Below are 21,576 nucleotides of genomic sequence, written 5' to 3'. Positions count from 1 at the left end.
CTCACCTGCGGAGTGGGTCCCAGGTGTCAACGGGCGAGCGCACACCTTCCACGGATCCCGCCGCGGTCGCGAGCCATCGCAGGGCCGTGGGCAACCCGAGTCGCCCCCCGACCGGTTCTTTGAGTACCACTCACCGTTTTCGGGGCGGTTGAAGGTCGCCGCCCGGGAGGAGCTACTCCATGACAAAACCGCGTAGCCGACGACGCAGTAGCCGACGACGAACAGCGCTGGTGATAGCGCCGCTGCTGGCCATAGGTCTGGGCGGGATCGCCGCGCCGGCCCTCGGCGCACTGGTTGACTCAGACGCCCCGGCCGTCCGTCGTGTACCGGGTGGATTCCCCGAGGCGGATATCACCCACGCGTTCGGGAGTGCCAAGGTCGGCGGCCGGGTCGATCCCAAGAAGGAGGTGGAGTTCCGGGTCTATCTCGCCGGGCGGGACAAGGACGGGCTGGAGCGGTACGCGCGTCAGGTGTCGGATCCGCATGACACGGCGCACTACAAGAAGTATCTGACGGCAGCCCAGGCGCGGGAACGCTTCGGCGTCGATGACGCGCAGGTGAAGCGCGTGCGGGACTGGCTCCGCGGGGCCGGTCTCAAGCCCGGCTCCCCGACCGCCCATTACCTACCGGTCTCCGGTCCGGCACAGCAGGTGGAGAAGGCGCTGGGCACAGTCCTCAAGGACGTCAGGAACGGCCGGGAGAAGCCGGTACACGTCCCCACGGCCGTCACACCCGTGACCGTGCCGAATGCCGTTGCCCCGTCAGTGCTGGCAGTCGGCGGGCTCGCACCCGTCGCCTTCCAAGGCGACGCGTTCGAGGACGACCCTTCCGCTCCCGCCCGCGCTCACGCGCCCGCGCAGGCGTCCCGCGAGCCCGGGGCCGACCCGGTACGTCGTCCTGTCAGGGCCGTGGGAAGCAGCAGCGGGGACCAGTACTGCTCGGCGTCGTTCGGGGAGAAGCCGGCCACCGTCGTCAAGCCGTACGGGCAGACGTTCCCCTGGGCGATGTGCGACGGATACACCCCGCAGCAGATGCGCAAGGCGTACGGGCTGGACACCGCCTCCGCCACGGGCAAGGGCCAGACCGTCGCGGTGGTCCTGAATGGTGCCCGCAAGAACGCGGCCGCGGACCTGGACGCCTGGGCCCGCCACGAGGGCGTTGCCCCGCTGCGTGCGGGCCAGTACAAGGAGTACCTGCCGAACCCGCCGGCGCGGGAGACCCCGGACGGGGAAACGGAGCAGATCCTGGATCTGGAGTCCGTGCGCGCGATGGCTCCGGATGCTGATCTGGTCTATGTGGCGGCGTCGAAGGCGAGCCCCACCCCGGGGCCGATGTTCGACGCGACGGCGAAGGTGGTCGACGGCCGTCTGGCGGACGTCGTCTCCAACTCCTGGTATCTGGGGGTGGAATCGCAGATGTCGGGTGACGTGACGGCGAGCATGCACCACCTCTTCGCCCTGGGCGCGGTGGAGGGCATCGGGTTCACCTTCGGCTCCGGCGACGAGGGCAATTCGACGGGCCCCCGGGGCGACATCCCGCACGACCGTCCGGCCGTCGAGTACCCCGCATCGGATCCGATGGTGACCTCCGTCGGCGGTACGAGCCTGATCCTCGACCGGAACGGACGCTACCGATATGAGACCGGCTGGGGAACCACCATGAGCTGGTACGACATCAAGGCGGGCACCTGGGACCCCAAACTGCCGGGCCTCCACGACGGCGGCGCGGGAGGGGGCACCAGCGAACTCTTCCATCGGCCGTCCTACCAGGACGGGATCACCCCGGCCGGTGGCCGCTCAATGCCCGACATCAGCGCCGACGCCGACCCGCAGACCTCGATGAACATCGGTTACCTCAACACCTCGGACGCACCGGGGCGTTACGAGCCCGACCAGGCCGGCGGCACCAGCGCCTCGGCACCGCTCACCGCCGGAATGCTGGCCGTCTTGAACGAGCGGAACCATGCGCCCACGGGCTTCGCCAACCCCTACCTCTACTCGCTGCACGGCGGTCCCGAGCTGCGCGACGTCACCGACACCCCGCTCGGCCCCGGCGAAGAGACCGGCGTACTGGTGCACGTGGATGACACCCCCGGGAAGGTCATGGCGCGCACCTTCGGGAAGGACCTCGGACTGTCCGCGACGCGCGGTTACGACCACGTCACGGGCCTGGGTTCGCCCACGTCCGCGCTCTTCTCGGGAGCCAGGCGGCGCTGAGGCACCTGCTTCGTCCCGGGTAACGCCGTACGCAGGGGGCGCTCCCCTGACGGCTCCGCTCCGGCCCCCCAGGGGCGGGGCGTCAGGCCCGGAACCCTCGCCGTCCTCGCCGCCCTCGCCGAAAAATCCGCCCGGGTGAGGCAACCGCGTAGGCACACCACCCGGTTTCCCCTGTGTGACAGGTAGGAAATCGACGGGAATCCCATGGCAAGGACACAAGAGTGACGGGTGCAACGCCGGGCTTCGAGGAATTCGTGGCTGCCCGCGGGCCGCGGCTGCTGCGGATCGCATGGCTGCTGACCGGCGACGCCCACCAGGCGGAAGACCTTCTCCAGACCGTCTTCGCCAAGGTATGGCCCAAGTGGCGGCGCATAGCGGCGGGCCATCCGGAGGCGTACATCCGCAAGGCCCTGGTGAACACGCACGCGTCGTGGTGGCAACGCCGGTGGCGCGGCGAGGTCCCGTGTGGGGAGCTGCCGGATCGGCCGGCCTCATCGGACCCCTTCGGCGAAGTCGACCTGGAGAGGGCACTGGGGGCGGTGGTGCGGCGGCTTCCGCCACGTCAGCGCGCGGTCATCGTGCTGCGCTACTTCGAGGACCTGAGCGTCGAACAGACCGCCGCGACCCTCGGATGCCAGCCGGGAACGGTCAAGAGTCAGGCGGCGAAAGCCCTCCGCTCTCTCCAAGCGGAGCTGGGGACGTCCAAGATGCCGATCCGGACAGGGGCGGACCGTGAACAGTACTGACGACGAACAGGAATGGCGCACGCTACTGGAGCGGGCCGTCCCGGACCTGCCCGCGCCCGACGACCGGCTCCGGCAGGTCCGGTGGCGGATCCGACGCCGGCGGCGCCAGAGGGCGGCTGCCTGCTTGGGAGCGCTGGCCGTGGCCGCCGTGGCGACGATGGTGTCGCTCATCCGCATGCCCGCCGCACCCGACCGGCCGACCGCACCCCGCCCCGCGGTGTCGCACGACAGCCGGACCACGCACTACCGCGAGCTGTCCGGCCTGACCGTGCGACTGCCGCAGGGATGGAGCGCCAGGAGCGCGGAGGACCCCTCGACCGGCGAAGCGCTCGGTTTCGCCTCCACACAGCCGATGGCCGGAGAGCTCACCTGCTCCAAGGACCGGCCGAAGGACTCACCGTGCGCTCCCCTGGCGGCGTTGGGCCGGGGCGACGCGTTGATCGTCTTCCGCACGGGGGCTCCCGCGGACGCCACGGCCACCGACGGGCCCCGGCTCCGCAGGTCCAAGACGCTCGGCAGCCTCTGCCGGACGCTCGGCGCGACACAGCAGTGGGACGTCGGCCGCCCGCTCTCCCCGGGTGGTGGCCGCAAGCCGGTGACGGTGCATGCCTCGGTGTGCCTGCGCGACGCCCCGGCCGAAGTCCGCACCGCGGCCGAGGAGATCACCAGCTCCGCGCGCCTCGGAGACGATTCCCGCACAGCCGGCCCGAGCACCGCCCGCTGACCCCACGGGACGGGCACTCGCACTCCGTCCTGCACGTACCCCCCACAGAAAGGACGCCGACGGTGCGCATGGGCAACCGCCGCGCAGTTCTGACCGCAGCGGTGTTGACCGCTCTCGTGACGACCGGCGGATGCGGTACCTCCGCCGAGCCCCGGACCACGAAAGTGTCCGTTCCCCGGGCCGGAGGGGAGACCTCGCACACCACAACCGCGGGCGACCGCGCTCCCGGGGAACAGCGGGACGTGCTTCCCGGCCTGGGGTCCCGGACCCGCGCCGAAGTCCCGGACGACACCCGGCAAGCGCTCGTCGTCACGGGATCGGGCAGGAACTCCTCGACGTCCAAGGCCGTCCTGTACGAACGGACGGCCACCGGTTGGCAGGCCAAAGCCTCCTGGCCGGCGCGCAACGCCCTGCGCGGCTGGACCGCCGGCCACCGGGCCGGCGACCTCCGCTCCCCCATCGGCGTCTTCACCCTCAGCGACGCGGGCGGACGGCTCGCCGATCCCGGCAGCGCACTCCCGTACAGCCAGTCGCCCAACTTCCGGATCGGTGGCACGGGCTTCGCCGGCGAACCGCTGGTCGGCTCGTTCGACTACGTCATAGCCATCGACTACAACCGCGAGCGGGGCACCTCCCCGCTCGATGCCACCAAGCCCCTGGGCGCAGCGAAGGGCGGGGGAATCTGGATCCACGTCGACCACGGCGGTCCCACCCACGGCTGCATCGGCCTCGCGCGCCCGCACGTGGAGCGGCTGCTCCGCGTCCTCGACCCGGCGCGCCATCCGGTCGTCGTCATGGGCGATGCCGCGTCGCTGGCCACCTGAGCGGCCGGGCCCCGCCGTCCGCAATCGCCCCCTGGGCCGCACACTCCTCTTCCACGACCACCTCACGTCGGTCCTCCTACGGGACCGCGAGCCCCAGTACGTGAAGTGGGAAGGCACCACCTGGCACAGCACACGCACCGACGACCAGATGAAGGAACAAGTCGCGAAAGTACGCCGAGCACTGGAACGAACAGACCCTCCTCAACGTTTGTCATCCAGCTCATCACCATCTCTGTCGAAAGGCAGAGTCCCGGATCGGTCCTGAGGCCCACGTCCGCCCGCCCGACGCGATCGATACTGGACCATGTGCCTCTCCTCAGCCGTTTCCGTCGTTGCGTCCAACCCGGGCGGGATGCTCCGGCGCGTCCAAGCGGATGTGGCAGGGGCGTTGGAGAGACGGCCGGTGTGGCGGTGGCCGCCCTGTGTCTGTGGGCGGTCGCCCTGCGGCTATGGGACCTGCCGCACGCCACGTTCCAACTCTTCGTGATCCCGGTCGCCCTCGCGATCTTCCCGCTGCGGCGGCGTTGGCCCGAGGCCACGCTCCTGGTCCTCGCTGTCCTGGCCGGGGCGGCGCCCGTCGTCGGCCCGGTGACGGCAGCCGCCGCGTACACGGTGGCGATCGGTACGGTCCGTCCGCGCCATCGTGTCCGGCTGCTGGGCGGCGCGAGTCTGCTGATCATGGCGTCCGCGACCGCGGCCGGCCCCTCACTCGGCGGCGGTTCGGCCGCTTACGGGCTGGAGCTGGGGTTGGTCCTGGCAGTGACCGCCGTGGTCGTACCCGGCCTGGTCGGGACGGTGTACGGGCAGCAGGCCCGGCTGCTGCGGGCGCTGCGCGAACGCGGGGACGCGGCCGAGCGAGCCCGTCGGTTCGCGGACAGCGAGGCCCGCACCCACGAGCGGTCCAGGATCGCCGCGGAGATGCACGACCTGGTGGGCCACCGACTCAGCCTCATCTCGCTGCACGCCGGCGGTCTGGAACTCGCCCTCGACAAAGCCGACTCCGAGTTGTGCGAGGAGGCCGTCCTTGTCCGGCGCACCACCGGGGACGCGATGCGCGAACTGCGTCAGGCGCTCGGGGTTCTCGGTCCGCTCGGCCGGGACACCGGGCCGGACGCGTTCACCGACGCCACCGGCACCCGGGCCGACGTCGAGGCGCTGGTCGCGGAGTCACGCGACGTCGGGATCGCCGTGCGGCTGGAATGGAGCGGCCCCGACCTCGACCTGCGCCCGGCGCAGGTGCGGCGCGCGGTGCACCGGGTGGTGCGGGAGGCCCTGACAAACGTGCACCGGTACGCGGCGGCCTCCCATGTCACCGTGCGGGTCGAGCACGACGACCGGACCGTGCGTGTGACGGTCCGCAACGGCGCGTCCCCCGCCCCGGCCACGACGCCGCGCGAGGCCGGGACGGGGCGCGGCCTGCCGGGCCTGCGCGAACGGGTCGAGCTGCTCGGCGGCACCTTCGAGGCAGGCGCGCTGCCGTCCGGCGGGTTCCAGGTGGTGGCGGCCGTCCCTGCGGAACCAGCCGACGCCGTCGCGAGGAAACCGGCCGCAGGCGACATGGCAGCCTCCCCGGCGGACGGGTTCGACGATGACGCGGCGGCGCTGTCGCGCGGTCCGCGAACCGCCAGGGCGTTGACGTTCGGTCTCGGGGCGGCGGCACTGTGGGTGCTGATGACGCTCGCGATCGCCATGGTCTACAGCCAGCCGAGGGACACGGTCCCGCCTCCCGAGCCGCGCCTCGGCATGAGGTACCAGGACTTGAAGGGGGTCTTCGACATGCCGGCCGAGCGCGCCGCGGCCACCGGACACGAACCGCCGCGCCCCGCCGGCACGGTGGGCTGCGTCTACCCAGCCGCCGGCCGTGGCCCCCGGCCCGGCGTCTTTGCCATCACCCGCTACTGTTTCGACGCCTCGCAGCGCCTGATCTCCATCGACCGCTTCACCGTCCCGTCCGTACGGGACGCCCCGCCCTGGGAGGACCGATGACCCAGCCCACCGAGCCGATCCGTGTCCTGCTCGCCGACGACGAGGCGATGATCCGGTACGGGGTCCGCCTGATCCTGCGGCACGCCGAGGGCATCGATGTGGTCGCCGAAGCCGCCGACGGCCACGCGGCGGTCGAGGAGGCCGCCGCGCACCATCCGGATGTGGCGCTGGTGGACATCCGGATGCCGGTGTGCGACGGGCCGGCCGCGATCGCGCCGCTGCTCGCTCTCGACCCCGCGCCGCGTGTGGTGATGCTGACGACCTTCGGTGATGACGACAACGTGGTGCGGGCGCTGCGGGAGGGTGCCGCCGGGTTCCTGTTGAAGGACGAGGGGCCGCAGGAGCTCATCAGCGCGGTACGGGCGGCCGCTGCCGGTGACGCGGTGCTTTCGCCGGGCGTGACCGGGACGGTGATCTCCCGGATGCTGCGTTCCGGTACTCCGCAGGGCGCCGGGGGTGCGCTCACGGACGAGCGGATCGCCCGGCTCACCGGCCGGGAGCGGGAGGTCCTGGCGATGCTCGGCCAGGGTCTTTCGAACCAGAACATCGCCGGGCGGCTCGGTATCGGGGTCGGCACGGTGAAGACCCACGTGGGCGCGATCCTGGACAAGACCGGTTCGGCGAGCCGGGTCCAGGCCGCACTGCTGGCTCACCGCACCGGCCTGGCCTCCTGACGCAACCGCCCACCGGGCCATCTCGCATCCACGCCCGGGGCGCCGGTGACGTTCCCGCTCCGTTCCTCCCCCAAGGCAGAGCTCCCCCGGCCGGGTCCCTGACCTTTGGCAGAGAAAGGCCAGGGGAAGCCGGCCCTTCGACAGAGGCCAACTCCCGCCTCCAGCACGACGTTTGCGCAGTTCAGGCCCGTGAGGATGGATACGTCCACCGGCTCGCCGAACTCCTCGCGGGCCGTCGCACTCCATGCGGAGCTTCCATGTCACACGCGTTCCCTTCCCCCAGCGCAACCCTCGCCGAGCCGGCCGCCCGCGCGTCCGGCCTGACCAAGACGTACGGAAAGGGGGAGACCCGGGTCACCGCGCTGGACGCGGTGTCCGTGGAGTTCGCGCGGGGCCGGTTCACCGCCGTCATGGGCCCCTCCGGCTCCGGCAAGTCCACGCTGATGCACTGCATGGCCGGCCTGGACCCGGTGACCTCGGGATCGGCCCGGATCGGCGGTGTCGAACTGTCCGCCCTGAACGACCGGCAGCTCACCGAACTGCGGCGGGAGAAGGTCGGCTTCGTCTTCCAGGGCTTCAACCTGCTGCCCACCTTGACCGCGCTGGAGAACATCACCCTGCCGCTACGGCTGGCCGGCCAGCGGCCCGACGCGGCGTGGCTGGACACCGTCGTCGCCACCGTCGGCCTCGCGGGCCGGCTTGAGCACCGCCCGACCGAGCTCTCCGGCGGCCAGCAGCAGCGCGTCGCCGTGGCCCGCGCCCTGGTCTCCCGCCCGGAGATCGTCTTCGCCGACGAGCCGACCGGCAACCTCGACTCCCGTTCCGGTGCGGAGGTGCTGGGCTTCCTGCGCGGCTCGGTGTGGGAACTGGGCCAGACCGTGGTGATGGTGACCCACGACCCCGTGGCCGCCGCCTACGCGGACCGGGTGGTCTTCCTGGCCGACGGCCGGCTCGTGGACGAGCTGGACGGCCCGACCGCCGATGCCGTACTCGAGCGGATGCTCGCGTTCGAGGCCCAGGGCCGCGCCACCTGACCGTATCCATCAGCCCACCACCGCCCTCCCCCACCACCCTTCGAAAGCTCACCATGCTGCTGATAGCTCTGCGCAACGTCCTCGCGCACAAAGCCCGTCTGATCATGACCGTGCTCGCGGTCTGCATCGGCGTCGCGTTCATCACCGGCTCCCTGGTCTTCGCCGACTCCACCACCGCCGCCTACCGCGCCGCCATGTCCCGCAACTATGCGGACATCGCCGTCAGCGTGACTCCGAAATCCCTTCCGGGCGCCTCCGGCAAGGAGCAGTACGGCGCCTTGGACGACGCCCTGGTACGAAAGCTGTCCACCGTTCCAGGCGTCGCCTCCGTCCGCCCGGCAGCCGACAGTTCGGTCACCTTGTCCGCCAAGGACGGCACACCGATGCGGGCCGACAGCATGATGGGCAAGTTCGGTGCCACCTACGTCCCGGGTGCCGACGGCAAGGACAGCCGCTACCCGCTGACGGCCGGCCGCGCCCCCCGCAACAGCGGCGAGGTCGCGCTGAACAGGGGCACCGCGGCCGCCGGCGGCTACGCACTCGGCGACACCGTCACCCTCGCCAAGGACGGACCGGTCCTCAAGAAGCGCCTGGTGGGCCTGGTGTCCACCAACGACAGCCGAGTGAACGCCGGCGGCACCCTGGCCGTGTTCGACAAGACCACCGCCCAGAAGCTGTTCGCCGCCCCGGAGCACTACAACCAGATCGACCTGACCGCCACGCCGGGCACCAGCCAGTTCGAACTCGCCGACCGGGTCACCGCCGTCCTGCCCGCCGACCGCGCCGAGGCCACCACCGGTAGCGCCCAGGCCGACCAGCAGTCCGTCTTCATCAACTCCAGGACCCACAGCTACGAGCGGCTGCCCCTGCTCTTTGCCGCCGTCTCGCTGTTCATCGGCACGTTCCTCATCATCAACACCTTCACCATGCTCATAGCACGCCGCAGCCGCGAGATCGCCCTGCTGCGGGCGATCGGCGCCACCCGGCGCCAGGTGGTCCGCTCGGTCCTCGCCGAGGCGGCCCTGGTCGGTCTCGCCGCGTCCGTTCTCGGGTTCCTGCTGGGTCTGGGAGTGGCCACGGTGCTGCCGAGCGTGCTGGACACCTCCGGTGACCTGCTGCCCAGCGGGCCGCTGGTGATCGGCCCGATCACGATCCTCGCCGCGCTCGCCGTGGGTGTCGGCGTCACCGCGCTCGCCGCCTGGCTGCCCTCGCGCCGCGCGGCGCGGATCGCCCCGATCGAGGCGATGCGCACGGCCGAGCAGCCACCCTCCGCCACGGTCTCCCGCGTCCGCGGCATCGTCGGCCTGGCCATGACCGTCCTCGGTGCCGGCTTGTTGTTCTCGCTGAGCGACGCGACCAGCGCCACCGACGACAACCTGCAGACCGCGCTGTTCGGGGCCGGTATCCTCGTGGTCGGCCTGATCGTGCTGGCCCCGCTGCTCGCCGGTCCGGTGATCCGCCTGCTCGGCAAACTCACCGCCCGCTTCGGCGTCGTGGGCGAACTCGCCCGCGAGAACACCCTGCGCGACCCGCGCCGTACCGCCGCCACCGCCGTCGCACTGATGATCAGCACCGCGTTGGTCTCCGGTCTCGCGGTCATCAACCAGTCCACGAGCCAGGCCCTGGATGCCCAGGCTGCCGCCGGACTGAGCGCCGACTACGTCATCAGCACCCGCGACGACACCACGACCGCCATCGATGCCGCCGCCATCCAGCGCGTCGCCGACGTGCCCGGTGTGCGGACCACTTCCGCCGTGGCGGACTCCACCATCGCTGCCGGCCCCAGCGCCCTGTCGATCTCCGGGGTCGACCCGAAGACTGTGGACGACGTGATGAAGCTCCACTTCCTCAGCGGTTCCGCCAAGGACCTCGGCCCCGGCAGGGTCGCCGTCTCCCACAGCTTCGCCCGCGACCACCGCGTCACCACGGGCGAGCAGATCAAGGCGAACATCGGCCCCGGAACCGGCGACCGCGGCCGGCCCTACACCGTCGTCGGCGTCTACCAGGACAACCCCACCGCCCAGGACGTCCTCGGCTACCGCACCGAGGTGCAGAAACACAGTTACCTGCGCGACTCCGTGCAACGCATCCTGGTCCGCACCGCCGACGGCGCCGTATCCAAGGACCTGGAGAAGCACCTGCGCGCCGCCGTGAGCGACAGCCCGCTGCTGAAGGTCCAAGACCGCGACCAACTCGTCCAGGAGCAGGCCGGCGTCGCCGGCGAGTTGATGACCATGGTGTTCGGGCTGCTCGCCATCGGCGTACTGATCTCCGCACTCGGCATGATCAACACCCTCGCCATGTCGGTCTCGGAACGCACCCGTGAGATCGGTGTCCTGCGCGCCATCGGCATGGACCGCTCCGGCATCCGCCGCATGATCCGCCTGGAGGCCGTCTGCGTCGCCGCCTTCGGCACCCTGCTCGGACTGGCCGGCGGGCTGTTCGGGGCGTGGAAAGTCAGCGGACTGACCAACGGCGCGATCCCGCAGTACTCCTTCTCCTTGCCCTGGTCCACCCTCACCCTCGTGGTCCTGCTCTCCCTCGCCGTCGGCGCGGTCGCGGCCGCCTTGCCCGCCCGACGAGCCGCCGCGCTCACCCCCCTGCGAGCCGTCGCCGACGCCTAGCGCGCGTCATGCCAGTCATGGACATTCGCTCCGCGTAAGCCGCCCCCGCCTCGGCGGGAGCGGCCCGCTCAGCGCGCCAGGGGCGGCCTCGTCGGCGGCCATGAACTTGTCGAATATCGATATGCTGCTCTAGGCTCGGGCATATCGATAATCGATGGGAAGGGATGCGGTGAACACGCGACTCACGAGGACCCTGGCCTCGGTGACCTTTGTGCTGGCGGTGCTCTGCGGGCTCGCCTTCATCGGCACGGGGGTCACGCACGTGCTCGACGACGGGGCGGTCTGCGCGCAGACGGGCTTCTGGCGCAATGCCTCACTGGCGCCGGACAACCTGCCGGTTGGCAAGGGCGTGGAAGCGTCCAGCAGTGCCACGCGTCTCTGCCAGGACAGTCCCTCGGTGGGGCAGCGCGCTGCCGACCTCGGGGGCGAACTGCCGTGGCTGCTGTTCGGTTCCCTCGCGCTGTTGCTCTTCTCCCGGCTGCTGAAGGCCGTCCTGCTGCAGGGGCCGTTCACCGATGCGGTGTCGCAACGGCTCTCCGTTCTCGGCTGGTTCGTCGCCGTCGGCACGCCGCTGGCCGGCCTCGTCGTCGGCTGGTCGCAGTCCTGGCTCGTCGGGAGCATGGCGCCGGTCGCGGGTTCTGGGCCGACGGTCTCCGGGCCGCAGGTGCTCGTCCTCGCCGGCCTCGCCGCAGTGATTATGGGGAAGATCATGCGCGAGGGTGTGCGGATGCGAGAGGACCTCGAAGGGACCATCTGATGCCCGATGAGGAACTGCATGCGATCCGGATCCACCTCGACCGGCTTCTTGCCGAGCGCGGTATGACGCTCACCGAACTGTCCGCGCGAGTGGACATCACCGTCGTCAACCTGTCCGTGCTCAAGAACGGGCGGGCCAAGGCCATCCGCTTCTCGACCCTGTCGAGGATCTGCGATGTCCTCCAGTGTCAGCCAGGAGACCTGATCACCCATGACCCCGCCGGGCCGGCCTAGCCACTTGCTCCTGTCATGAGTGCCCGACTGCTCACCGGCTCCCACCCACCCGAATACTCGACGGCGTGATCAACGAGTACAGATACGCTGCCTGACCACCAGCGACGGGTCTCCGAACGGCACAGGCAATGAGGCCGAGGGGAAGGTCAGGACCGCTCGCGCTCGTGGTAGGTGCGGCGGGTGTGCTCAGTGTGGGCGCGCATGACGGCCGTGGCGCGCTGTTCATCACCGGCGGTGATGGCCGCGATCAGCTCGCGGTGCTCGGTCCAGGACTGCTTGCCGCGCTGCCGGGCGACCGGGGTGTAGTACCAGCGGACCCTTCGGTCCACCTGGGCAGCGAGCTCGGACAGGACCGCGTTTCCGGCGAGCTCCATGACCTTGGCGTGGAATTCGGCGTTCGCCGCGACCGCGCCGTCCACATCGTCGTCCAGCACCGCACGCTCGCCCTTCGCGCACAGGTCCTCCAGCGCCGCGACCCCGGCCTCATGGAACCCGGCGGCGGCCAGGCGGGCGGCCTCGGCCTCCAGGAGGGTGCGCACCGTAAGGAGCTGATCGGCCTCCTCCTCGGTGGGCTCGTGGACGAACGCGCCCTGCGCGGGCCGCAGATCGACCCAGCCCTCGGTGTTGAGCCGCTGGAGGGCCTCGCGGACCGGCTGGCGGGAGACGCCGAGATGACCGGCGAGCTCGCTCTCCACCAGGTGCTGGCCGGGGCGGAGGGCGCGAGTGGTGATGAGTTCGAGCAGCGCCTCGTAGACGCGCTCGCGGAGCGGACCGGGCCGCTCCAGCTTCGGCACCGCGCCCTGCGGCAGACCTCTGGACAGCATCGCGCCCCCCTTGGCTGGCCTTCACCGGATTCTTGAATTGGTTATTGTCTACAGTTTACCCATACTGTCCACGCACCGGGCGCATCCAAGCCGCGGCCCGCGCTGGGCGATGTTCGTCTCCCTGGTCCGCTTCTCCTCCGGCTTCCTCATCGCCTCGCCCGGCGCCGCCACCGACGGGAAGTTCGGGGGCGCGGAGGATGTCTGGGACGAGCTGCGCGCCGTCTCCAGTGGCCCTGCCCCAGCACCGACCGCCTCGAACCCAGCTCTCTGCACGGCCGCCTCTGGGAGGGCGATCCGGCGCGGCGCCCTCGCGCTCTTCGGCCCGGTGAAACACGATCCGCCGGTCGATCTGACCGATGACACCTATCCGCTCCGGCTCACCACCGTGCGGCGCCTGGACTCGTACAACACCAGGGTGCAGAGCGGTGGTTTCGCCGCGCCTGATGTCCGTACAGGTCCAGTGCCAGCTCTCTGATGGCCCGTCATCAGCGTTTGAGGGCTGGCTCGAACGAGTCGCGCACGCCCCCTGGACACCGCTCCTCCGACGGTGGGATAAAAGTTCATACAGGATAACGTCGACTGTATGCAATCCAAGCGAGACCGCACCGACCCCTACGAAGGGACGCGATTCGCCATGCCCGACGACAGCCAAGGCCTCATATCCGGCGGGCACTTGGTCGCCAAAGCACTCAAGGCAGAAGGCGTCGAGGTCATCTACACCCTCTGCGGCGGCCACATCATCGATATCTACGACGGCTGTGTCGACGAGGGCATCGATGTCATCGATGTACGCCACGAACAGGTCGCGGCCCACGCCGCCGACGGCTACGCCCGGATCACCGGCAAGCCCGGCTGTGCCGTCGTCACCGCCGGCCCCGGCACCACCGACGCGGTCACCGGCGTCGCCAACGCCTTCCGCGCCGAGTCACCCATGCTGCTCATCGGCGGCCAAGGCGCCCACACCCAGCACAAGATGGGGTCCCTCCAGGACCTTCCGCACGTCGACATGATGGCGCCGATCACCAAGTTCGCCGCCACCGTCCCGGACACCGCCCGCGCCGCCGACATGGTCTCCATGGCCTTCCGCGAGTGCTTCCACGGCGCTCCCGGCCCCTCCTTCCTGGAGATCCCGCGCGATGTGCTGGACGCCAAGGTGCCGGTGGACACCGCGCGCGTCCCCCGGGCGGGGCACTACCGCGCCTCCACCCGCGCCGCCGGCGACCCCGAGTCCGTCCAGAAGCTGGCCGATCTGCTGGTCCAGGCCGAGAAGCCCGCGATCCTGCTGGGCAGTCAGGTGTGGACGACTCGCGCCACCGGCGCGGCCATCGAGCTGGTGCGCACCCTCAACGTGCCCGCGTACATGAACGGCGCGGGGCGCGGCACACTGCCGCCCGGCGATCCGCACCACTTCCAGCTCTCCCGCCGATACGCCTTCTCCAACGCCGATCTCATCGTCATCGTCGGCACACCCTTCGACTTCCGGATGGGCTACGGCAAGCGGCTCTCCCCCGACGCCACCGTGGTCCAGATCGACCTCGACTACCGCACGGTCGGCAAGAACCGGGACATCGACCTCGGCATCGTGGGCGACGCGGGGCTGATCCTCTCCGCCGTCACCCAGGCCGCCTCTGGCAGCATCAATGGCGGCGCGGGCAAGCGCAAGGAGTGGCTGGACGAGCTGCGGGCCGCCGAGCAGAAGGCGATCGAGAAGCGGCTGCCCAACCTCCGGTCCGACGCCTCCCCCATCCATCCGTACCGCCTGGTCAGCGAGATCAACGACTTCCTCACCGAGGACTCGATCTACATCGGCGACGGCGGCGACATCGTCACCTTCTCCGGTCAGGTGGTCCAGCCCAAGTCGCCCGGCCACTGGATGGACCCGGGCCCGCTGGGGACGCTCGGCGTCGGCGTGCCGTTCGTGATGGCTGCCAAGCAGGCCCGTCCCGACAAGGAGGTGGTGGCGCTCTTCGGCGACGGCGCGTTCTCCCTGACCGGCTGGGACTTCGAGACGCTGGTCCGCTTCGACCTGCCGTTCGTCGGGATCGTCGGCAACAACTCCTCGATGAACCAGATCCGTTACGGCCAGAAGGCCAAGTACGGCGAGAAGCGCGAGCGGGTCGGCAACACCCTGGGCGATGTGCCCTACGACCAGTTCGCGCGGATGCTCGGCGGCCACGGCGAGGAGGTCCGCGACCCGGCGGACATCGGCCCGGCACTGCGCCGCGCCCGGGAGTCCGGCAAGCCGTCGCTGATCAACGTCTGGGTGGACCCGGACGCCTACGCCCCCGGAACCATGAACCAGACCATGTACAAGTAGGGAGCCGCCACCATGTCCCAGGCTCTTGAGGCCAATCAAGCTCTGACGGGCATTCGCGTCCTCGACATGACGCATGTGCAGTCCGGTCCCTCCGCCACCCAGCTGCTCGCCTGGCTCGGCGCGGATGTGATCAAGCTGGAGAACGTCACCGGCGACATCACCCGCAAGCAGCTGCGCGATCTCCCGGACGTGGACTCGCTCTACTTCACGATGCTCAACTGCAACAAGCGAAGCATCACCCTCAACACCAAGAGCGAGCGCGGCAAGGAGATCCTGACCGAGCTCATCCGCCGCAGCGATGTGCTGGTGGAGAACTTCGGTCCGGGCGCCGTGGACCGCATGGGATTCACCTGGGAGCACATCCAGGAGATCAACCCGCGGCTGGTCTACGCCTCGATCAAGGGGTTCGGCGAGGGCCCGTACACCAAGTTCAAGGCGTACGAGGTGGTCGCGCAGGCCATGGGCGGGTCGATGTCCACGACCGGCTTCGAGGACGGACCGCCACTGGCCACCGGCGCCCAGATCGGCGACTCCGGCACCGGGGTGCACTGCGTGGCGGGCATCCTCGCCGCGCTCTACCAGCGCACCCACACCGGACGCGGCCAGCGGGTCAATGTGGCGATGCAGCACGCGGTGCTCAACCTGTGCCGGGTCAAGCTGCGCGACCAGCAGCGGCTGGAGCACGGGCCGCTGGCCGAATACCCGAACGAGGACTTCGGCGACGAGGTGCCGCGCAGCGGCAACGCCAGCGGTGGCGGCCAGCCCGGCTGGGCGGTCAAGTGCGCGCCCGGCGGGCCCAACGACTACGTCTACGTCATCGTGCAGCCGGTCGGCTGGGAGCCCATCACCCGGCTCATCGGCCGCCCCGAACTGACCGAGGACCCGGAGTGGGCCGCGCCCGAGGCGCGGCTGCCGAAGCTGGCCAAGATGTTCCAACTGATCGAGGAATGGAGCAGCACCCTGCCGAAGTGGGAGGTGCTGGAGCAGCTCACGGCCCACAACATCCCGTGCGGGCCGATCCTGTCCACCAAGGAGATCGTCGAGGACGCGTCGCTCGCGGCCAACGAGATGATCGTCGAGGTCGACCACCCCGAGCGCGGCTCCTTCACCACGGTCGGCTCCCCGCTGAAGCTCTCCGACTCCCCGGTCCGGGTCGAGCGCTCCCCGCTACTGGGTGAGCACAACGAAGAGGTGTACGTCGGCGAGTTGGGGCTCGGCGACGAGGACGTGCGGCTGCTCAAGACGAACGGAGTGATCTGACGGTGACGTATGACAACGATGCCGTGCGCGTGGTGCTGGACGCAGCCCGCGCCGAGGGGCGCACGGCACTGACCGCTCCCGAGGGGAAGCGGATCACCGACGCGTACGGCATCCCGACCCCGGCCGAGGGGCTGGCGGAGTCCGCCGACGAGGCGGTGGCGCTCGCCGACCGGATCGGCTTCCCCGTCGTCCTCAAGATCGTGTCCCCGGACATCCTGCACAAGACCGACGCGGGCGGGGTCCGGGTGGGGCTGACGTCCTGCGCCGAGGTGCGGGGCGCGTTCACCGCGATCGTCGACAACGCCCGTTCGTACAACGCCGAGGCCCGGATCCAGGGCGTCCAGGTGCAGCAGATGATCCCGGACGGCGGCCAGGAGGTCATCGTCGGCGCGGTCACCGACCCCACCTTCGGCAAGGTGGTGGCGTTCGGGCTCGGCGGGGTGCTGGTGGAGGTGTTGAAGGACATCACCTTCCGGCTGGCCCCGGCCACCGAGGACGAGGCGCTGTCGATGCTGGACGGGATCCGCGCCGCCGAGGTGCTGCGCGGGGTGCGCGGCGGGGAGGCGGTGGACCGCACGGCGCTGGCCGGCCTGATCGTGCGGATCTCCCGGCTGGTGACGGACTTCCCGGAGATCACGGAGGTCGATCTCAACCCGGTGTTCGCCACCGCGAGCGGGGTGCTCGCCGCCGATGTGCGACTGCTGATCGGGGACCCCGCCCCGCAGGAGCGCCGCCGCTACTCGCGCGAGGAGATCCTGCGCGCGATGCGCCGGCTGATGCAGCCGCGCTCGGTGGCGGTGGTGGGCGCCTCCAACGAGCAGGGCAAGATCGGCAATTCGGTGATGCGCAACCTCATCGACGGCGGCTTCTCCGGGGAGATCCACCCGGTGAACCCCAAAGCCGATGACATCCTGGGCCGTAAGGCGTACAAGAGCGTCACGGACGTCCCCGGCGAGGTGGATGTGGCGGTCTTCGCGATCCCCGCGAAGTTCGTGCCCGCCACGCTGGAGGAGGTCGGCCGCAAGGGCATCCCGAACGCCGTGCTGATCCCGTCCGGCTTCGCCGAGACCGGTGAACACGAGCTTCAGCGGCGGATCGTGGAGATCGCCGAGGAGCACGGGGTGCGGCTGCTGGGGCCGAACATCTACGGCTACTACTCCACCTGGCAGGACCTGTGTGCCACCTTCTGCACCCCGTACGACGTGAAGGGGCCGGTGGCGCTCACCTCGCAGTCCGGTGGCATCGGGATGGCGATCCTGGGCTTTGCCCGGACGACCAAGACCGGTGTCTCGGCGATCGTCGGCCTCGGCAACAAGTCGGATGTGGACGAGGACGACCTGCTCACCTGGTTCGGCGAGGACGACCGCACCCAGTGCATCGCGATGCACCTGGAGGACCTCAAGGACGGCCGCGCCTTCGTGGAGGCGGCGCGGGCCACGGTGCCCAGGAAGCCGGTGGTGGTCCTCAAGGCGGGCCGTACGGCGGCGGGCGCCAAGGCGGCCGGCTCCCACACCGGCGCGCTGGCCGGGGATGACGCGGTCTACGACGACATCCTGCGGCAGGCCGGGGTGATCCGGGCGCCCGGTCTCAACGAGATGCTGGAGTACGCGCGGGCGCTGCCCGTGCTGCCCACACCACAGGGCGACAACGTTGTCGTCATCACCGGCGCCGGGGGCTCGGGGGTGCTGCTGTCAGACGCGATCGTCGACAACGGGCTGTCCCTGATGGAGATCCCCGCGGACCTGGACGCCGCCTTCCGCCGCTTCATCCCGCCGTTCGGCGCGGCCGGGAACCCGGTGGACATCACCGGCGGCGAACCGCCGTCCACCTACGAGGCGACCATCCGGCTGGGCCTGGCGGATCCGCGGATCCACGCCCTGGTCCTGGGCTACTGGCACACCATCGTCACCCCGCCGATGGTGTTCGCCGAGCTGACCGCGCGGGTCGTCGAAGAGTTCCGCGCGCAGGGCATCGCCAAGCCGGTGGTGGCCTCGCTCGCGGGCGACACCGAGGTCGAGGAAGCGTGCGCATACCTCTTCGAGCGCGGGGTCGTGGCGTATCCGTACACCACCGAGAAGCCGGTGGCCGTCCTGGGCGCCAAGTACCGCTGGGCCAGGTCCGCGGGGCTGCTCACATAGCCACCCACGTTTCCCGGAGCACGAAGAGATTGGACAGGGGGCGCTGGCCGGGCTCCTTCGAAGCCAAGGGGACGACATGAGCACAGCAGAACAACCGGAAGGGGTCCTCCCCTTCCGTGAAGTGCAGGACAGCAAGGGGCGCACGTACCGCATCGGCGAGACCGACCGCGACATCCTGGGCCATAGCCGGAAGCTGATGGTCTATCTGCCGTGGATCGCGATGATGGCCATCAGCGTGTCCGAGTACGCGTACGGCTCGGCGGAGGACACGCTCTCGGAGGCACACGGCTGGACCCAGAGCAACACCTTCTGGATCCTGAGCGTCTGGGTGTTCTTCCAGGCAGGCATCGCCTTCCCCGCCGGGTGGCTGCGGGAGAAGGGGATCCTGACCGCCCGCAGAGCGATGTTCCTGGGAGCCGGACTGTGTCTGATCGGCTTCCTGGCCCTCTCCCACGTCGACAACGTCTTCGGGGCGATCCTCGGCTTCGGCGTCGTCGGCGGGCTCGGATCCGGGTTCGTCTACGCCACCTGCATCAACATGGTGGGCAAGTGGTTCCCGGAGCGGCGCGGGGCGAAGACGGGGTTCGTCAACGGAGGGTTCGCCTACGGCGCGTTACCGTTCATCTTCATCTTCAACTACTGGTTCGACACGGGGAACTTCGACGAGGTGCTCGACCTCATCGGGGTCTATGTGCTGATCATCGTGGCGGGCTGCGCCTGGTTCTTCAAGGACCCGCCGAAGAACTGGTGGCCCGCCGGCATCGACCCACTGAGCTACAACGGCAACGCCAAGAGCGCGGCGAGCCTGACGAAGAACCCGCCGGCGGTGCGGCAGTACACGCCCAAGGAGGCCATCAAGACCGGGATGTTGCCACTGATGTGGGTCTCCCTGGTGCTCACCGCCGGGGTGTCGATCTTCGGGATCTCCTTCCAGGTCGACTACGCCAAGGACGTGGGCTTCGGCCCGCTGGTCGCGGCCTCGTCCATGGGCATCATGTCCGTCATCAACGGTGTCGGACGCGGTGTGGTGGGCTGGCTGTCGGACCTGTGGGGCCGGAAGAGGACCCTGGTGTTCGTCATCGTGGTGCTGGGCCTGGCCCAGTTCGGGGTGATCTGGGCCGGCAACATCCACAACGAGGCGCTGTTCCTCTTCTTCGCCTTCCTCTCCGGATTCGGCGGCGGCGCCTTCTATCCGATGTTCGCGGCGCTGACCCCGGACTACTTCGGTGAGAACTACAACGCCACCAACTACGGCCTGGTGTACAGCGGAAAGCTGATCAGCGGGCTGTTCGGCGGCGGCCTCGGCTCAATGGTGGTCGACGCCTGGGGCTACGACGGCGCGTACGCGCTGGCCGGCGGCATCTCCATGGTGGCGGCCGCGGTGGCCCTGCTGCTGCGGCAGCCCGGCCGGCCGCGGATCCAGGACATCGCCCCGAACCCGCAGCCGATCAGCCGCGAGGCCGTCTAGCCCCGCCGCGAGGGGCCCTCGCTCGGCCTCGTCCGCCGCACCGCCGCGACCGCAGACAGCGGGCGGAGCGGCGGGCGGTGGTCAGCAAACCGGCGGGCTCGTCGTGCTCCACCAGCCAGTGGTGGTCACGGCGGACGCCGTGGGTCCTGCCGACCGCGGTCAAGAAGCGGCGGTAGTCCATGCGACCGTCCCCGACGTCCACCATGGGGTAGCCGTCGGGGACGGTCTCGTCGTGTTCGCCGTCCTTGACGTGGAAGGGCCGGCCATCCGGCCGGTCAGCGGCTCGGCCCAGGCGACATCGAGTTGACCCACGAAGCCTTCCGTCATCTCCTGCCTTGGCGGGCAGCCGCCCTCCTGCGGGAACTCCTCATGACCTGCGGCCACTGGCGGTCACCACCAGGCTGGCCCCTCGGAGAACTGGTGACAGTTGACGCGAGCCCACCAGTGTCACGCCCGGAGATGGGAGCGGGGCCTATGCCGGAGAGGGCCAGCCCAAGCTGGATGTCAGAACACGATCGAGCGCCGCCCGGCCTGCGGGTCCCCATGTCGGCTTGCCGCCAGGAAGGCCCCGTTCCCCGTTCTGGCCCATAAGGATGAGGAAGAGGCTTTTCAGAGCAGCCAACCCTCGGGCGCGCCGGATCGTCGCCTCGTCCGTATGCGCGTACACCTCGAAGAACCGTGAGGCCGCGCCCGCGGGAAGGAGCAGCCACGCGGCCGCGAGGTCCCACGCCGGATCGCCGGCGAACATGTCACCGAAATCGATCACGCCCGAGAGCGTCCCGTCCGAGACGACGACATTCGCGGCATGGAGGTCACCGTGCAGCCATACCGGCGGGCCCTCCCACTCGGGAGCCGCAACGGCATCGTCCCAGACGGCCCGGACGGCCCGGACGTCGGCGACCATGCCGCCAGGGGCAACGGCTTGCAAGAACTTCTCGAAGCCGTCCGTGCACTTCTTGGGGTGAGCGCCGCGGTCCGAACTGGTCGGCGCCTCGGCGGGCGCCTCCACATGGAGCGCCCTGAGGAAGCCCGCCAGAGTGTCGGCCGCGTGCTCGCCGCGACTGATCGAGGCGTAGTCGAGTGGCTCGCCGGGAACCCACGTCATAATGCTCCAGGGCCTCGGGAAACGCGCTGACGGTTCGCCGATCCGCACAGGGGTCGGAACCGGGAGCGGAAGGCGCGGGGCCAGAACGGGCAGCCACCGGCGCTCCTTGCGCTGGAGATCCGGGGCACGTTCCGTGCGCGGCATGCGCACGACCAACTCATCCCCAAGCCGCCACATTTGGTTGTCCCAGCCGCCCGTTACCTCGCGGATAGCCAACCCTGCAAGGTCCGGATGCTGGCCCTTGAGAAGATCGTGTACCAGCTCTGCGGTGATCTCGATCTCGGAGTCGGTCATGCGAAGCCACAGTACGTGAGACAGGCGGAACCGACTCTCACGCTCCGGAATGCCCACCGCCACGCCCGTTCCGTCAGCGGGCCTCTCCAGAGCAAAAGGACGTCACGCTACCCGCAGCCTGCTTCGCGGCTGGTGTCTGAGTCAGGGCACCGGGCTCCCAGTTCGGGAACGGCAAAGACCGGCGGGTTGTTTATGAGCGTCGGGTGGTAGCTGGTTGCGGGCCTGGTGAGAAGCGCCAGGACTCGATCGGGAGTCTGTGCTCCGGCTACGGCGGCCCGGACCTCGGGGTCCACGCCGCCCTGGCGGCACCCTTGCCTGGCACGCCGAGACCGATTCGTGGCGTCCCGGATCC

The 21,576-nt window shown here is 70.1% G+C and carries 16 protein-coding genes and 1 pseudogene; 15 read left to right on the top strand and 2 right to left on the bottom strand.

Going from position 1 to position 21,576, the window contains the following annotated elements:
• Positions 1–179: 179 nt before the first annotated feature.
• The 10 genes from JK363_RS13945 (at position 180) to JK363_RS13900 (ending at position 11,818) form a co-directional block, all read left to right on the top strand.
• Complete coding sequence (locus tag JK363_RS13945) at positions 180–2,216, top strand: S53 family peptidase (RefSeq protein ID WP_201875178.1); 2,037 nt, start codon at positions 180–182, stop codon at positions 2,214–2,216.
• Positions 2,217–2,437: 221 nt separating this feature from the next.
• A complete protein-coding gene (locus JK363_RS13940; protein WP_201875177.1) occupies positions 2,438–2,962 on the top strand; it encodes a SigE family RNA polymerase sigma factor in 525 nt (174 codons plus the stop codon).
• Complete coding sequence (locus JK363_RS13935) at positions 2,949–3,686, top strand: hypothetical protein (protein ID WP_201875176.1); 738 nt, start codon at positions 2,949–2,951, stop codon at positions 3,684–3,686. The genes JK363_RS13940 and JK363_RS13935 overlap by 14 nt, the downstream gene beginning before the upstream one ends.
• 164 nt (positions 3,687–3,850) lie before the next feature.
• Positions 3,851–4,510, top strand: a complete 660-nt coding sequence (locus JK363_RS13930) for a L,D-transpeptidase family protein (protein WP_372444751.1) — start codon at positions 3,851–3,853, stop codon at positions 4,508–4,510.
• A 405-nt stretch (positions 4,511–4,915) separates the two neighbouring features.
• The gene (locus JK363_RS13925; protein ID WP_307821718.1) at positions 4,916–6,496 is read left to right on the top strand and encodes a sensor histidine kinase; all 1,581 of its coding nucleotides are present in this window, start codon (positions 4,916–4,918) and stop codon (positions 6,494–6,496) included.
• Entirely contained in the window at positions 6,493–7,170 is a 678-nt protein-coding gene (locus tag JK363_RS13920) for a response regulator (protein WP_201875175.1), read from the top strand. The genes JK363_RS13925 and JK363_RS13920 overlap by 4 nt, the downstream gene beginning before the upstream one ends.
• Positions 7,171–7,427: 257 nt before the next feature.
• Positions 7,428–8,204 (top strand): ABC transporter ATP-binding protein, encoded by a 777-nt coding sequence (locus tag JK363_RS13915; protein WP_201875174.1) that lies wholly within the window; start codon positions 7,428–7,430, stop codon positions 8,202–8,204.
• A 53-nt stretch (positions 8,205–8,257) separates the two neighbouring features.
• Complete coding sequence (locus tag JK363_RS13910) at positions 8,258–10,828, top strand: ABC transporter permease (RefSeq protein ID WP_201875173.1); 2,571 nt, start codon at positions 8,258–8,260, stop codon at positions 10,826–10,828.
• Between the two features lie 202 nt (positions 10,829–11,030).
• A complete protein-coding gene (locus JK363_RS13905) occupies positions 11,031–11,585 on the top strand; it encodes a DUF2975 domain-containing protein (RefSeq protein WP_307821717.1) in 555 nt (184 codons plus the stop codon).
• Positions 11,585–11,818, top strand: a complete 234-nt coding sequence (locus tag JK363_RS13900) for a helix-turn-helix domain-containing protein (RefSeq protein ID WP_201875171.1) — start codon at positions 11,585–11,587, stop codon at positions 11,816–11,818. The genes JK363_RS13905 and JK363_RS13900 overlap by 1 nt, the downstream gene beginning before the upstream one ends.
• Before the next feature lie 146 nt (positions 11,819–11,964).
• On the opposite strand, the gene JK363_RS13895 is transcribed toward JK363_RS13900, so the two are convergent.
• Positions 11,965–12,642 (bottom strand): GntR family transcriptional regulator, encoded by a 678-nt coding sequence (locus tag JK363_RS13895; RefSeq protein WP_201875170.1) that lies wholly within the window; start codon positions 12,640–12,642, stop codon positions 11,965–11,967.
• A 222-nt stretch (positions 12,643–12,864) separates the two neighbouring features.
• On the opposite strand from JK363_RS13895, the pseudogene JK363_RS13890 reads away from it, so the two are divergent.
• The 5 genes and pseudogenes from JK363_RS13890 to JK363_RS13870 all read left to right on the top strand — a co-directional run.
• Positions 12,865–13,084: pseudogene (locus JK363_RS13890) on the top strand (formate dehydrogenase); the annotation flags it as partial.
• A 192-nt stretch (positions 13,085–13,276) separates the two neighbouring features.
• Positions 13,277–14,959 (top strand): thiamine pyrophosphate-binding protein, encoded by a 1,683-nt coding sequence (locus tag JK363_RS13885; protein ID WP_201875371.1) that lies wholly within the window; start codon positions 13,277–13,279, stop codon positions 14,957–14,959.
• Between the two features lie 12 nt (positions 14,960–14,971).
• Complete coding sequence (gene frc, locus JK363_RS13880; protein ID WP_201875169.1) at positions 14,972–16,219, top strand: formyl-CoA transferase; 1,248 nt, start codon at positions 14,972–14,974, stop codon at positions 16,217–16,219.
• 2 nt (positions 16,220–16,221) lie between these two features.
• Positions 16,222–18,357 carry an acetate--CoA ligase family protein gene (locus JK363_RS13875; RefSeq protein ID WP_201875168.1) on the top strand — a complete coding sequence of 712 codons (2,136 nt, stop codon included), beginning with the start codon at positions 16,222–16,224 and terminating at the stop codon, positions 18,355–18,357.
• 76 nt (positions 18,358–18,433) lie between these two features.
• Positions 18,434–19,825, top strand: a complete 1,392-nt coding sequence (locus JK363_RS13870; protein ID WP_201875167.1) for an OFA family MFS transporter — start codon at positions 18,434–18,436, stop codon at positions 19,823–19,825.
• A 472-nt stretch (positions 19,826–20,297) separates the two neighbouring features.
• On the opposite strand, the gene JK363_RS13865 is transcribed toward JK363_RS13870, so the two are convergent.
• Positions 20,298–21,224 (bottom strand): aminoglycoside phosphotransferase family protein, encoded by a 927-nt coding sequence (locus JK363_RS13865; RefSeq protein WP_201875166.1) that lies wholly within the window; start codon positions 21,222–21,224, stop codon positions 20,298–20,300.
• Positions 21,225–21,576: the final 352 nt, after the last annotated feature.

The sequence above is a fragment of the Streptomyces coffeae genome, assembly GCF_016741875.1.
GTDB classification, from domain to species: Bacteria; Actinomycetota; Actinomycetes; order Streptomycetales; family Streptomycetaceae; genus Streptomyces; species Streptomyces coffeae.
Note: the sequence above shows the minus strand (reverse complement) of the source record. Positions and strands in the feature narration are given on the sequence as shown.